The 13,724-nt window shown below is 70.7% G+C and carries 8 protein-coding genes; 5 read left to right on the top strand and 3 right to left on the bottom strand.

What is annotated here, in order from left to right:
• Positions 1–327 precede the first annotated feature (327 nt).
• A complete protein-coding gene (locus tag OZ403_RS37985) occupies positions 328–2,637 on the top strand; it encodes a serine/threonine-protein kinase (protein WP_140877977.1) in 2,310 nt (769 codons plus the stop codon).
• Positions 2,638–2,668: 31 nt separating this feature from the next.
• On the opposite strand, the gene OZ403_RS37980 is transcribed toward OZ403_RS37985, so the two are convergent.
• On the bottom strand, positions 2,669–3,340 hold the full coding sequence (locus OZ403_RS37980) for a hypothetical protein (RefSeq protein WP_268783052.1): 672 nt from the start codon (positions 3,338–3,340) through the stop codon (positions 2,669–2,671).
• Positions 3,341–3,751: 411 nt separating this feature from the next.
• Here OZ403_RS37980 and OZ403_RS37975 point away from each other — a divergent pair, with 411 nt between their 5' ends.
• Positions 3,752–7,876, top strand: coding sequence for a two-component regulator propeller domain-containing protein (locus tag OZ403_RS37975; protein WP_268783051.1), 4,125 nt, complete (start codon positions 3,752–3,754; stop codon positions 7,874–7,876).
• Between the two features lie 17 nt (positions 7,877–7,893).
• Here the strand turns inward: OZ403_RS37975 and OZ403_RS37970 are convergent, their stop codons facing one another.
• Positions 7,894–8,865: a PDR/VanB family oxidoreductase gene (locus OZ403_RS37970; RefSeq protein ID WP_268784930.1), complete on the bottom strand. Its 972-nt coding sequence runs from the start codon at positions 8,863–8,865 to the stop codon at positions 7,894–7,896.
• A gap of 279 nt (positions 8,866–9,144) precedes the next feature.
• Between OZ403_RS37970 and OZ403_RS37965 the strand changes: the two genes are divergently transcribed.
• Together OZ403_RS37965 and OZ403_RS37960 are read left to right on the top strand one after the other, a co-directional pair.
• Positions 9,145–9,780, top strand: a complete 636-nt coding sequence (locus OZ403_RS37965; RefSeq protein WP_268783050.1) for a hemerythrin domain-containing protein — start codon at positions 9,145–9,147, stop codon at positions 9,778–9,780.
• A 169-nt stretch (positions 9,781–9,949) separates the two neighbouring features.
• Positions 9,950–10,696, top strand: coding sequence for an SIMPL domain-containing protein (locus OZ403_RS37960; protein WP_140796053.1), 747 nt, complete (start codon positions 9,950–9,952; stop codon positions 10,694–10,696).
• Between the two features lie 64 nt (positions 10,697–10,760).
• On the opposite strand, the gene OZ403_RS37955 is transcribed toward OZ403_RS37960, so the two are convergent.
• Positions 10,761–12,656 (bottom strand): hybrid sensor histidine kinase/response regulator, encoded by a 1,896-nt coding sequence (locus OZ403_RS37955; protein ID WP_268783049.1) that lies wholly within the window; start codon positions 12,654–12,656, stop codon positions 10,761–10,763.
• A 524-nt stretch (positions 12,657–13,180) separates the two neighbouring features.
• Between OZ403_RS37955 and OZ403_RS37950 the strand changes: the two genes are divergently transcribed.
• Entirely contained in the window at positions 13,181–13,711 is a 531-nt protein-coding gene (locus tag OZ403_RS37950) for a hypothetical protein (protein WP_268783048.1), read from the top strand.
• The last annotated feature ends 13 nt before the right edge of the window (positions 13,712–13,724 follow it).

Here is a 13,724-nt window from a genome sequence, read left to right as displayed (position 1 = left end):
GCCCGGCGGAGACACCGGGCGCGCATCCACCAGGGAGCGCATTTCGCGAAAGCGTGGCAACGGACTGGGGGGCGCCCCCCTGCCTGAGGTGCGGCGGTTCACACCGCATGTGTTGAGCGGCGGAATCGCGGCCCAAGTCGGGGTTGCCTTCACGCACGCACCCGGCATTCGCCGCTCTCCTGAACACCCACCCTGCCCGACGGGTACGCGGCGGGCGCACTGTCGGAGGGCGAGTTTCCGTCCAAGGCCCTGGCGGTGTCTGAGGGAAGGAAGTCGCCCGCTGCTTGATTCCGTCCGCTTTCGGGTGCTTCGCTGCCGCCAGACGCCATGAGTACCGTCCCTACAGAGTCCTCCCGCTTCCTTGGGCGCTATGAGCTCGTCCACCCCCTGGGCCAGGGGGGCATGGGGGAGGTGTACCTGGCGAAAATCAGCGGCGCGGCCGGCTTCGAGAAGCCGTGCATCGTGAAGACGATTCTGCCGGCGCTGCTGAAGGACCGTCAGTTCCTGGACCGGTTCCACCACGAGGCCAAGGTGCTGGTGCACCTGGTGCACTCGTCCATTGCCCAGGTCTACGACATGGGTGAGGCGGACGGCACGTACTTCATGGCGTTGGAGTATGTGGCCGGCGTGGATCTGGCCTACCTGTTGGAGCAGGCACGCTCGCAGGGCGTGGCGGTGCCGGTGCCGGTGGCGTTGTTCCTGGGTCAGCGCATCGCGGAGGGCCTGGGCTACGCGCACCGCAAGACAGGGCCGGACGGCTCGCCGCTGGGCATCGTCCACCGCGACGTGTCCCCGCACAACGTCATGGTGTCCTACGAGGGCGAGGTGAAGGTCATCGACTTCGGCCTCGCCAAGTCCGCGGCGCGCAGCAAGTACACGCTGCCGTCCACGGTGATGGGGAAGCTGGGGTACATGTCCCCCGAGCAGGTGCGCGCCGAGCCCCTGGACCACCGCAGCGACATCTACTCATGTGGCGTCGTGGTGTGGGAGATGCTGGCCGGCCGCTCGCTCATCCCCCACGGGACGGTGGGCGAGATGATGGCGGCCATGTCGCAGCCGGTGGTGCCGTCGCTGAGCGAGCTGCGGCCGGACGTGGACGCCGCGCTGGACGCCGTCGTGCGCCGCGCGCTGACGGCCCGTCCGGATGACCGCTACATGCGTTCGGACGAGCTGGCGCGCGCGCTCAACACGGAGTTGGTGCGCTCGGGTGCCTCGATGGGCGCCGAGGAGGTGGGGTACTTCGTGCGCGGGCTGTGCCCGGAGGCGTTCGACGCCCAGCGCAAGCTCATCTCCAAGGTGTCTTCGTCCTCCAACCACCGCCGCACCCCCGCGCCGGGTTATGGCACCGGGCCGCAGCAGGCCGCGGGCTTCGAGCCCACGCTGATGCGCGGCCCGGCGGCGCAGCCCGGGTTCGGCTCGGGAGGCGTGGCCCGTCCCGGCGCCATCTATGCGGACGGCGATGACCTGGGCACCGGGACCACCTCGGTGCGGCCGCCTTCCGGCTCGTCCTCCAGCGTCGTGGTGGCTTCGGGTGGCGAGCCCGCCGCGTCCCAGTCCTTCGTCGCGCCCACCGTCGTGTCCGCGGCGGCGCTGGAGGAGCGGGCGTCCCGGAAGCGGCCGGTGGGGCTCTATGCCGCCATTGCCGTGTTGCTGGTGATTGCCACCTCCGCCGTCACCGCGCTCTTCGTCCAGTCGTCGGGTGTGGCGCCGGTGGCCACCGGGCCCGTGGCCGGCGCTTCAGGGCAGGTCGCGCCGCCCTTGGCCTCGGACAAGGGGGTGGAGACGCCCGGCGCCGCCGCGCGGCAGGGGGCGAGCGCGGAAGCCGCGCCCTTGTCCGACGCGGGCACGGGCGCTGACGCCGGTGCGGCGGTGGTTGCCGCGGGCGAGCCGGGTGCCGCCGAGAACGACAAGGCGGAGCCCGAGCGGGCTCGGGCGCCGCGCCCCGCGTCGGTGAAGACGCCCGCGAAGAAGCCGGCGGTCCCCGTCGAGCCCGCCGTCGTCTATGCCACGCCGGCGAAGGTGCTCCCGATTCAGAGCGCGAACGGGCGCAACTATGTCGACCGGGGCATCATCGGGCGGGGCTTCCTCCCGGGCGCGGAGATGGACGTGCTGGGGCCGTTGAAGAACGGCAAGCGCGAGGTGCTGGGGCGGGCCCGGGTGGTGCGGCCGGGACGCGGCGTCGCGATGCGGCCCACGCGGGCGTTCATCGAACTGGATGACCGTGCCCTGGCGGCTTCGGTGGACCTCTTCGTGGCGGCGCCTGGACGGGATGACGCCCCCGCCGGCGCGTCGGCGACCGAGGAGTCCCAGGCGCAGGTCGCCGAGCCCGACAAGGGCGAGGTGGAGGCCGTCGTGGCCGCGGCCCCCGCGAAGCGCACGCTGCGCGGGCACGTGAGCGTGCAGGGCGGGGTGGGCGGCTTCCTGGACCCGGGTGTGGAGGTCCAGAACAACGAGTCCATCGACTGGTCTGACTGCTACGTGGTGAAGGACATCCGCAAAGCGGCGTGGCTGGGCGTCGTGAAGGCCGGGGACCGGAAGACGGCCAGCCGTTTCCGCCACAACCCGAACTTCGACGTGGGCTCCGGCTACCTGGGCGTCATCTGCAAGGAAGGCGAGCTGCGGGTGAAGGTGCGCTGAGGCGCTCCGCGTCGTGACGGGCGCGGAAGGCTCATGGCCCCAGCCGCGCGCCGGCGACGGGGCAGTCGGCGACGAGCGTCTTCACCTCGGCGTCCCCGCTCCGGGCATTGCGCACCGCGCGGTCCAGGGACGTGCGGCACTGCCACGTCACCTCGCGCGTGTCGTGGCAGCAGTGCCAGCCCGTCAGCGTGCGGCCCAGGTACTGGAGCATCTCCGCCTTGGTGGGGGTGACGAGCAGCCACACCGCGCCCGCCAGCACCGCCAGCCAGGGTAGTTGGAGCGCCACGCCCTTGAGGCGGGGGCCCGCGCCGGGAACGACGGGCTCCGCGTGGAGCCCGAGCAGCGTGTCCAGGGGACGGCGCATCAGCACCCCGTTCAGCAGCAGGTCCAGCGGCGTGGTGAAGGCGCGGGCCAGGCCGCGGAGCAACCCGGGCGTGCGCTCCGCGTGCACCAACTTCACCCCGGCCACCTGTCGCCAGAAGGTCCGGCCCGTCACCCCGCCCACGGCGGACGCGGTGAGCCACGCCAGGGCCATGGCCAGGGGCATCGATAGCGGGGTCCGGTCCTGCTCCAGCGCGCGCAACGCGCCCCAGCCCACGAGGACGGACGTCCCCAGGTCCAGCACATCCGCCACCCACAGGTGCCACTGGTACCGCGCCTGCGTGGTCACCTGGTCCGTCGCAAACAACGACCCGTTGCTCATCCACCCTCTTTTCGGCGCGCGGAGCATAGACCGGACAGGAGGACGTGCGCCTCATGGCTCCACTGGGTTCGACCGGGGGACACCCAGGGTGTCGCATTCCCGCAGTGGCGCGGTGGGGGCGTGGCTCGCATCTTCACCACTGCGCGACGCGTCGGAGGCCTCCGCCACCACCGGGGCCTCCTCGCCGGACGCGCAATGGCCAAGGCCATGATGGAGCCGGGGGTGCGGTTCCCGGCTTCACAGGTGGTGGCGGACGCGGCGGCAGCGGCGGGGGGAAGTCGGTGGGGCTGTACAGGGGGAGGAGGCCGGTCCCTCGCCGCTGCCGCCAAGACCGTTCACTGAACGTTCCACCTCCGGTGAATTCGGCGGCGTGTGGCCTCTGGGCCGTTTCTGCCGGACACTGCGGGCGACATGCGCACTCCGGGGCAGCGAGCCCGCGCTCTCGGGCGGGGGTTCATCGGGTGGTTCTTCGTCGTGGGACTCGTCCTGGCAACGCCGGGCATGGCCCTGGACCCCCAGCGCCGTGTCTCGCAGTACAGCCAGGACATGTGGCGCAGCGACGACGGGCTGCCGCAGAACAGCCTGCTGTCCATGGTGCAGACGCGCGACGGCTACCTCTGGCTGGGCACGTGGGAGGGGCTGGCCCGTTTCGACGGCGCGCGCTTCACCGTGTTCGACAAGCGCAACGCGCCGGAGCTGCGCAACCACACCATCAAGGCGCTCGCGGAGGATGCGTCGGGCACGCTGTGGGTGGGCACGGGCCAGGGGCTGGTGGCGTACCGCAAGGGCCACTTCGAGCGCGCGCCGGGCGCCGCCGCGCCGCTGGACTCCGCGCGGGTGGAGACGCTGGTGGCGGCGGATGGCGTGCTCTGGGTGGGGACGACGACGGGCCTCTGGCAGGTGCCGCTGGGCGAGGGCGTGGCGCGCCAGTACACGGTGGCGGATGGCCTGCCTGCCTCCCACATCACGGCGCTGACGCCCGGTGAGGGCACGTCGCTCTGGGTGGGCACGCCGGAGGGGCTGGCCCGCTGGGTGGATGGGCGCGTGGAGCCGGCGCCGTTCCCCTTCCCCGGGCCGGAGTCCCGGCCCTATGTGATGGCGCTGCGTCGCGATGCGACGGGCGTGCTCTGGCTGGGGACGAAAGCGGGCCTCTATTCGTGGAATGGCGTGGTGGCCTGGCGCTTCACGACCGATGAAGGCCTGCCGTCCCTGTCCGTCAACGCGCTGTACGCCGACGGTGACGGCAACCTCTGGGTGGGCACGCATCGCGGCGGCCTGTCGCGGCACAACACGAAGGGCTTCAGCGAGCCGGTGCCCGGCATGGAGTGGATGGCGGAGTCCGCGGTGCTGTCGCTGCTGGAGGACCGGGACGGCCACCTCTGGGTGGGCACCTATTCGGGCCTGATGCGCCTGCGTGACGGCCCCTTCGCCACGTATGGCATCCCCGAGGGCCTGGCCGACGAGACGGTCAGCGCCGTGCTGGAGGACCGCCGCGGCACGCTGTGGCTGGGGACCACCAGCGGCCTGTTCCGGTACGAGAACAGCACGTTCCATCACGTGGGCGCCGAGCAGGGGCTTCCGGAGAGCGTCATCCCCGCGATGCACGAGGCGCCTGACGGGACGCTGTGGGTGGGCACCCTCACTGGCGCATACCGGTATGACGGCCAGCGCTTCACGCGGGTGTCGCGCGCGCAGGGGCTGCCGCACGACGTGGTGACGGCCATCCTGGTCGACTCGCGGGGGGACACGTGGCTGGGCACGCAAGCGGGCGTGGCGCGGATGCATGGCGGCGGCGTGACGGTGTACGGCCCGAAGCACGGCTTCACCAACCCCATCATCGTCATGGTGGAGGACTCGCGCGGCCGGGTGTGGTTCGGCTCGGACACGGGGCTGGTGCGCTGGGACGGCGAGCAGAAGGGCTTCCAGCGCTTCACGCAGCAGGACGGGTTGCCGGGCGACCTGGTGCTGGCGCTGCACGCGGACCCTGACGGTACGGTGTGGGTGGGCACGGAGACGGGGCTGGGCCGGTGGCGCGAGGACACCTGGGCGCGCTTCACCGTCGCGCAGGGCCTGTACGACGACGCGGTGTTCAGCCTGGTGTCGGACGGGGACGGCTCGCTGTGGATGAGCAGCAACAAGGGCGTGTCTCGCGTGTCCCGGCGCGACCTGGATGACGTGGCGGATGGCGTGCGCCCACGACTGACGACGCTGGACTTCGACACGCGTGACGGCATGCGCAGCGCGGAGTGCAACGGCAACACGCAGCCGTCGGCGTGGCGGGGGCAGGACGGGCGGCTGTGGTTCACCAACCTGCGCGGCGCCATCGTGGTGGACCCGGTGCGGGTGCGTGCGAGCCGGCAGCCGCCCGAGGTGCGGATTGAAGAAGTGCGCGTCCAGGGCACGCCGGTGCCGGTGGAGGGGCCGGTGGAGCTGGAGCCCGGGGCCTCGCGGCTGGAGATTCGCTTCACGGCCTTCACGCCAGTGGACACGGCGCGGCTGCCCTTCCGCTACCGGCTGGCGGGCCACGACGACACGTGGGTGCACGCGGAGGCGCGGCGGGCGCTGTACAACGGCCTGCGGCCGGGCAGCTACCGCTTCGAGGTCCAGGCGAAGGGCCGGGACGGCGGGTGGACCGAGCCGGTGGCCCTGGACGTCGTGTTGGAGCCGAAGCTGTGGCAGCGCACGGGCTTCTGGCTGCTGTGCGTGCTGGGCGTGGGGATTCTGGGCGTCAGCGTGTACCTGCTGCGCGTGGGGCAGTTGAAGGACCGCGAGCGGTGGCTGGCGGAGCGCGTGAAGGACCGCACGCAGGCGCTGGCGCGGGCCAACGCGGAGCTGGAGGCGAACATGCGCACGCTCCGGCAGGCGCAGGCGCAGCTCGTGCAGACCGGGCGGCTGGCGGCGGTGGGGCAGCTCGCGGCGGGCGTGGGGCACGAAATCAACAACCCGCTGGCGTACATCGTGTCGAACCTGGAGCACGCCAGCGAGGAGGCGGACGCGCTCGCGCGGGAGCTGGACGGGACGCGCGACGTGGGCGCTCGCTTGAAGGATGTGAATCAGGCACTGCGTGACGCGCTGCTGGGCGCGGACCGCGTGCGGCGCATCGTCCAGGACTTGAAGATGTTCTCCCGGCCGGATGACGAGAAGCAGGGGCCGGTGGAGTTGCACGCGGTGCTCGACTCGGCGGTGAAGATTGCCATGGGCGAGCTGCGCCCACGCGCGAAGCTGGTGCGCGACTACGGCGACGTGCCGCGCGTGGAGGGCAACGAGGCGCGCCTGGCACAGGTGTTCCTCAACCTGCTCATCAACGCGGCGCAGGCGCTGCCGGAGGGACAGGCGGAGTCGAACGAGGTGCGGCTCGTCACGCGCAGGGGCCTGGATGGGCGGGTGGTGGCGGAGGTGCGCGACACGGGCAGCGGGATTTCGCCGGAGTTGCTCGGCCGCATCTTCGACCCCTTCTACACGACGAAGCCGGTGGGCGTGGGCACGGGGCTGGGGTTGTCGCTGTGCCACGCCTACCTGACGGCCATGGGCGGCACCATCGCCGTGGACAGCGAGGCCGGGCGGGGCTCGGTGTTCCGCGTGACGCTGAGGGCCGCGGCGGAGGCGCAGCGGGTTGGAGGGGACGGTGCCTCGGTGGAGACTCCCGCGACGTCGGAGCGAGGCGTGGCGTCGTCCGCGGCGCCCGAGACTCCAGCGTCTTCGGGACACATCGCAGCGACGCCCGACGTGTCTGTCGAGCACGGTGTGGCGGCGAGCGACGCGACCACGATGCGCCTGCGTGGCGAGGCAGCTCCGCGTGCCGAAATGGACTCGACGCCGCGGGCCCCTGCTCCGGAGCGGGCGCAAGACGCTGGGTGGGGCCTCACGCCGCCACAGGCGAAGTCCACGGACGGTCGGGCAGCGGATTCCGACGCCCTGGCGGCAAGCCAGGAGAACGGAGGGTGGATGGCCGCGCAGGACGCCAGTGTCACATCCAGCATGTCACGGTCACCGGATGCGGGCACCGTGGGCTCGCACCTGGGAGCGCCGTCGTCCACCCACGCGAGCGCGGACGGGCCGCCTCCAGACAGCGTGGGCGAGGGTGGACGGTTCTCCGCCCAGTCCGCTCCGGCTCCAGCACCTACCGAGGCGGCAACGCGAGGCCGCGTGCTGGTGGTGGACGACGATGCCCTGGTGAGTGGCGCCATCCGCCGCACCCTCGCGCGAGAGAACGACGTGGATGTGCTGGTGAGCGCGCGGCGAGCCTTGGAGAAGCTGACCGGGACAGAGGCCCGTTACGACGTGGTGCTCTGCGACCTGATGATGCCGGAGATGACCGGGATGGACCTGTACGACGCGCTCGCGCAGGTGGACTCGCGAGCGGCGGAACGCATCGTGTTCATCACCGGTGGCGCCTTCACTGCCACCGCGCGGACGTTCCTGGAGCGCGTGGGCAACCCACGCGTGGAGAAGCCCTTCGACCCGGAAGCCCTGCGTCAGCTCGTCCGGTCCGAAGTGGCGCGTGCTCGCCGGGAGGCGTCGGGCCGGGCGGCATAGCTCCCGGCCCGGCCGTGTCAGAGGTCCAGCACCAGCCGCTTGGAGCGGGCGCGTGACACGCAGACGAGCATGCGCTGGTCACCCGCGGGCTCCGCCTGGAAGAAGGTGTCGCGGTGGTCGGGCTGGCCAGCGCAGACCCGTGTGACGCAGGTGCCGCACGTCCCGGCCTCGCAGTCACTGGGGATGCGCACCCCGTTGCGGCGCAGCACGTTGAGCACCGACTGGCCAGCGGGCACCTGCAGCACCTGGCCCGTGCTGCGGATGGTCACCTCGAAGCCCTGCTCCTCCCGGCCCGTGGCGGCGCTGGTTCCCTCGGCGGTGAAGGATTCGAAGTGCACCTTTTCCCAAGGCCAGCGGTGCAGGGTGGCCGCGTCGCGCACGGCTTTCATCAGCCCCGTGGGACCGCAGCAGTACAGCCGGGCCCCCGGCAGTCGCGTGGCCAGCAGTCCCTTCACGTCCAGGCCCCGGGCCGGGTCTCCTCCGTCGAAGGAGAAGCGCACGCGCTCGGCGAAGGGCGCCTGGGAGAGCAGCTCGTGAAATGCGGCGCGGCCGGGCTCGCGCGCGCAGTAGTGCAGCGTGTAGTCCGCGCCGGTGCGCTGGAGCGCGCGCGCCATGGACAGCATGGGGGTGATGCCGATGCCTCCCGCCACCAGCACGTAGCTGCGCGCGAACAGCAGGGGGAAGTTGTTGCGAGGAGGCTTCACCTCCAGCACGTCGCCCTCGTGCACCCGCTCGTGCATGGCGTTCGAGCCCCCGCGGCCCTTGGCGTCGCGGGCCACGGCGATGACGTAGCGGTGGGTCTCCTCCGGGTCGTTGCAGAGTGAATACGAGCGCAGGAAGTCTCCCGGACCTGGGACGCGGACCTCCAGGTGGGCGCCGGCCTCGAAGGAGGGCAGGGTGCCGCCCTCCGTCGCGACCAGCTCATACGACAGGATGTCCTCGGCCTCGCGAGTCACGCGCGCGACCCGGACGCGCAGGATGTCATTCATCACGGTGCTCTCCCTTCCCCAGTCCCACCAGCGGCGCACCCCATCCTCCCGAGGTACGGTGGCACGGACATTGGCCCGCGAAACGCCCACGGGTGATTGCCCGGGAGTCTCGGAGCCCGTCGCATCCCCAGCGGCGCGGCGGGTTGCCCGTTGAGCAGCCGTGCGGTCAGGCCGTCCGTTCACCGCCCGCGCATCCAAGCGGCGTCATCCCCACCATCCACGGCATGCCGCACTGCGCCAGGAAGCCGGCGGCCAACGAACTCTCAGGGAGGTGAGCCCATGGATGCCATCGCGTTGCTGAAGGCGGACCACAAGACGGTGGAGCAGCTGTTCCGGAAGTTCGAGAAGGCGGGCCCCAATGCCCACAAGTTGAAGCGTCGGCTGGTGGACCAGATGGTCACCGAGCTGTCCGTGCACGCTACCATCGAGGAGCAGGTGTTCTACCCCGCGGTTCGTTCACGCTCGGAGGAGTTGGGGCCGAACGTGCTGCGCTCGCTGGAGGAGCACCACGTGGTGAAGTTGCTGCTGGCGGAACTGGACGGCATGTCTCCGGAAGCGGAGCGCTTCGATGCGAAGGTGCAGGTGCTGATGGAGAACGTGCGCGCGCACGTCCTGCAGGAGGAGAGCGAGCTCTTCCCGGCGCTGAAGAAGGTCTTCCGTCCGCAGGAACTTCGGACGATGGGCGACGTCCTGGAGATGTCGCGGAAGGCGGCGCCCACGCGGCCGCACCCGATGGCGCCGGACACGCCGCCCGCCAACCTGGTCGCCGGCGCGGTGTCGGCGGTGATGGACATGGGCCGGGATGCGCTGAGGGCCGCGCGGCGCAAGGCCACCACGAAGGTGCGCTCGGTGGCGAGCCGGGGCCCCCGTCAGGTGGTGCGTGAGATGGCCGGCGCCGAAGCCGCCAGTCCGTGACATTCCGCCGGGACCAGATTCCGGCCAGTCCGGCGCTCCTTCTTCCAGGAGGGAGAAGGAGCGCCCCGGGCACGGGCACGAGGAATATGAATGTCACCCGTTGACGGCCGTTCCAAGGGGTAAGGACGTTGCAGTACGACCCGCAGCGGCCCATTCATGAGGAGGCACCATGTTCGCTCAACCTGTTCGACCCCTGTTGCTGACAGCGATGTTGCTCACTGGCCTGACGGCCTTCGCACAGCCCCAGCCCGTCTCCGCGCCGCGTGCGCAGGCCCCGGCGGGCGTGCGGACGATTCGCGTGGAAGGCACCGGTGAGGTGAAGGCGCAGCCCGACGAGGCCTTCATCGACGTGGCGGTGGAGACGCTGGCGCCGAACGCGAAGGCGGCGGGCGAGCAGAACGCGAAGCGGATGGAGAAGGTGATTGCGGCGCTGACGTCCGCGGGCATCGCGCGGCGGGACATCCAGACGCGTAACTACTCGGTGTACCCGGAGTACGCGCCGCCGCTGCCGAACCAGACGGAGCCGAAGCTGAAGGGCTACCGGGTGAGCAATCTGGTGAGCGTCCACGTGAAGGACCTGTCGCGGGTGGGGAACCTGCTGGACCAGGCCCTGGCGGCGGGCGCGAACCGGGTGGACTCGGTGCGCTTCGGGCTGAGCCGCCAGGAGGCGGTGCAGGGCGAGGCCCTGCGGCAGGCGGTGGCGCGGGCTCGCAAGTCGGCGGAGGTGCTGGCCGCGTCGCTGAACGTGAAGCTGGGCGCGGTGCTCGACGCGAGCACGGTGACGGAGCCGCCGCAGCTCTACCCGGCGCGCTTCGCGATGGCCGAGGCAGCGGATGCCCGCGCGATGGCGACGCCCATCCAGCCCGAGGAGCAGACGGTGCAGGCGAAGGTGACGCTCATCTTTGCCATCGAGTAGTTCCGAGGACCGTCGGGGGCTGACCGGTGCCCCCGATGGGAGTGCGCGCGTCGAGGGGCTCCGCTCAGCGGGTGTGCCCCGCCTGTTCCGGGCTCACCGCCGCCCGCCGTGGCAGCGTGACGGTGAAGGTGGTCCCTTCTCCTGGCGCGGAGCTCACGTCGATGTGCCCCTGGTGCGCGTCGACGACCGCCTTCACGATGAAGAGGCCCAGCCCCACGCTGCGGCTCGCGACGTCCACGTCATCGGTGCCTCGCTGGAGCGGCTGGAAGAGGTTCGGAAGGCGCTCGGGCGGGATGGGGGGACCTTCGTTGTGGACGCGCAGGGTCACCTGGTCGCCGTCGCCCTTGAGCGTCACCTCGATGGGGGCCTCGGGCTGGCCGTACTTCACGGCGTTCGTCACCAGGTTCTGAATCACCTGGGAGAGCCGGTCCGCGTCCCACGCGCCCTGTCCATCGCCGCTCGTCACCACCTTCACGTGGGCGGAAGGGTGGGCTTCTTCCACTTCCTGCACGGCGGTCCGGACGAGCGCATGGATGTCGACGGGGTTGCGCTCGAGCCGGATGCCGCCGCCCAGCCGGGCCTGGGTGAAGTCGAGGAGCTCCTTCACCATCCGCACGGCACGGGAGGCCGACGCGTGGATGCGGTCCACGGTCTTGAGGGCGTTTGGATCCAGTTCCTCTGAGCGCTTCAGCCGTTCCGTTCCCAGGAGGATGGCGCCCAGGGGATTGCGCAGGTCGTGGCTCACGATGCCGATGAGCTGCTGTTCGAACTCCGCCTGCTCCTGGAGCCTTCGCGCGTGCAGCTCCCGCTCCTGCTCCAGTTTCCGTTGCACCGTGATGTCCTGGAGGAGCGCGACGTAGCCGGCCCCGGGTTGCCCCGGCTCGCGGTGCGCGATGAAGGACACCTTCACGTCCCGTTTGCCTCCGAACCGATAGGGCACGTCATGCTGCTCGAAGGAGATGCTCTCTCCCGCCAACCCCCGCTTCACGAAGGGGCTCAGCACGGCGTAGGCCGCCTCTCCGATGATGTCTCGAATCTTCTGGTTCCGGAGTTGCTCCTGCGAAAGCCCGAACCAGTCCTCATACGCTTTGTTGACGCGACCGTAACGCTCGTCCGCGCTGACGAACGAGACCAGGACGGGGATTGCATCGAGCAGCATGGCCTGCTCCGCCTCACTGGCGCGCAGTCGCTCCGTGAGGGCTTCGTTGCGCTGACGCACCTGGGTCTGTTCGGAGACGTCGCGGAAGATGAGCACGGCGCCGGCGAATTCATGTGGCCCCGTGCGAATCGGCGCGGCGCTGCCCTCGATGGGGACTTCTGTCCCGTCCTGGCGGATGAGCAGCGTCGGCCCCGCGTACCCCGTCTCCGTATCCAGAACGGGCGCCAGCTCGATGGGCTGGCGGCTGGCGGCGTCGATGATGCGAAAGACCTCTGCCATGGGCCGCTGCCGGGCATCCGTGGTGCGCCAGCCGGTGATGCGCTCGGCGGCGGGATTGAGGAGGACGACGTGTCCGGCGCGGTCCGTGGTGATGACGGCGTCACCGATGCTGGAGAGCGTCGTGGACAGGTACGCTTCGCGTTCTCTCAGCCGTTCGCCCTGAGCATGGATGCGCAGGAGGCTGGCGACTCGGGCGAGCAGCTCCGCGCCGTGCAAGGGCTTGGCGATGTAGTCGTTGGCTCCCGCCCGCAACCCTTCTGTGAAGTCATCGTGAGTTCCCCAGGTGGAGAGCATCAGGATGGGGAGGGTGACATCATCGTAGTGCTCGCGGACGTAGCGGCACGCGTCCAGCCCCGAGATGCCCGGCAACTGCCAGTCCAAGAGGAGCACCTCGGGAGGCTGCCCCAGGGACAGCCGCTCCAGCATCTGCTCGGCGTTGCTGAAGGTCTCAATCGCGTAGTGCTTCGACAGCAGTTCGCGGGCCTGCGCCAGTTGCGTGGGACTGTCATCGACCAGCCACACGCATGATGGAGGCGCGGAATGTGCCGGGCCAGCCTTCAAGACTGGGAGGGAGGCTGCTGTCTTGCTCACGAGTACGGGGACCGTTGTGCTCGAGGGGTGCTGCCAGACGAGAAATTAGGCAGGGCCCGGCAGGTACGTCGAGTTCTCAAGCAGGGGCGTCTGCTCTCCATCCCGCTCTTCCTGGGAGCGCGAAAGGAAGATGGATGGCGCCCATGGCGGGAGGCCCTTCACTGGCAGGCTTGATGCGGAGTTCCGCGGCGCTTGGGGCGCGCTGGTTCGGGACGGCCGGCGGCTGCGTTCGAGGTCAGGGCGTCCACGCAGGCAGAGGGGCCGTGCGACGGAGCGTTCTACCGCTTTCCTGGTCGCCATCAAGGCGCGCCTTGGGAAGCACTGGGTTCTCGCCCGACAGGGCCATCCGCATGTTGAGGAAGAGACAGGAGGCGTCCGGGTGCGGGCCGGCCGTCGCGATGAACTTCCACACGCGGGGGCACGAGCGGATGAGGGCAACGCGCGGTTGGAGGCTGATGGCATTCGGGCTGTTCGCCGCGTGGCTCGGTTGCGGCCAGCGGAGCGAGAACCGAGGGCCTCCGTCCGCGAGCGAGCGAGAAGGCCGCTCGGATGTTCTTCGCGGCCTCATGGCCTCACGCGAGCGGCCCCCGGAATCCGGGGCGCCTGGCTCCGGCTCGGTTCCCGTGGGAACGCTGGGGGCGGGTCAGGGCGGTTCGGGACGGCCAGCGCCCACGGACCTGCTCCATGGCCGCGTGGAGTGGGTGGGTGACAATGAGCTGCTCATCCGCGGCAACGACGGCGTGGAGTACGACGTCGGAGTGGATGAGCAGACCCGCCTCTACATGAAGGGCGAGCCCGTCACGGGCCTGCGGGAGTATCACGAGGGAGACGAGGTTCGCGTCACCTACGGCGATGGTCCCGGAGGGCTGGTGGCGCACCTCGTGGATGGGATGCCGGGGCCCGGTGCCGAACCACCGCGTCAGCAAGAGTCAGTCCCACGCGAGGACACCACGGGCCCAGGCTCGCCGCTCGATTCACTTCGCTGAAACCGAGGTCGGA

The organism is Myxococcus sp. NMCA1 (assembly GCF_026810205.1).
Lineage (GTDB): Bacteria > Myxococcota > Myxococcia > Myxococcales > Myxococcaceae > Myxococcus > Myxococcus xanthus_A.
The sequence above is the reverse complement of the archived record's forward strand: the minus strand, read 5'-3'. Positions and strand labels throughout refer to the sequence as shown.

Excerpts from the sequence above, each read along its gene's own strand:
- OZ403_RS37985 (WP_140877977.1), top strand. The coding sequence starts at position 328 with ATGAGTACCGTCCCTACAGAGTCCTCCCGCTTCCTTGGGCGCTATGAG.
- OZ403_RS37980 (WP_268783052.1), bottom strand. The coding sequence starts at position 3,340 with ATGAGCAACGGGTCGTTGTTTGCGACGGACCAGGTGACCACGCAGGCG.
- OZ403_RS37975 (WP_268783051.1), top strand. The coding sequence starts at position 3,752 with ATGCGCACTCCGGGGCAGCGAGCCCGCGCTCTCGGGCGGGGGTTCATC.
- OZ403_RS37970 (WP_268784930.1), bottom strand. The coding sequence starts at position 8,865 with ATGAATGACATCCTGCGCGTCCGGGTCGCGCGCGTGACTCGCGAGGCC.
- OZ403_RS37965 (WP_268783050.1), top strand. The coding sequence starts at position 9,145 with ATGGATGCCATCGCGTTGCTGAAGGCGGACCACAAGACGGTGGAGCAG.
- OZ403_RS37960 (WP_140796053.1), top strand. The coding sequence starts at position 9,950 with ATGTTCGCTCAACCTGTTCGACCCCTGTTGCTGACAGCGATGTTGCTC.
- OZ403_RS37950 (WP_268783048.1), top strand. The coding sequence starts at position 13,181 with ATGGCATTCGGGCTGTTCGCCGCGTGGCTCGGTTGCGGCCAGCGGAGC.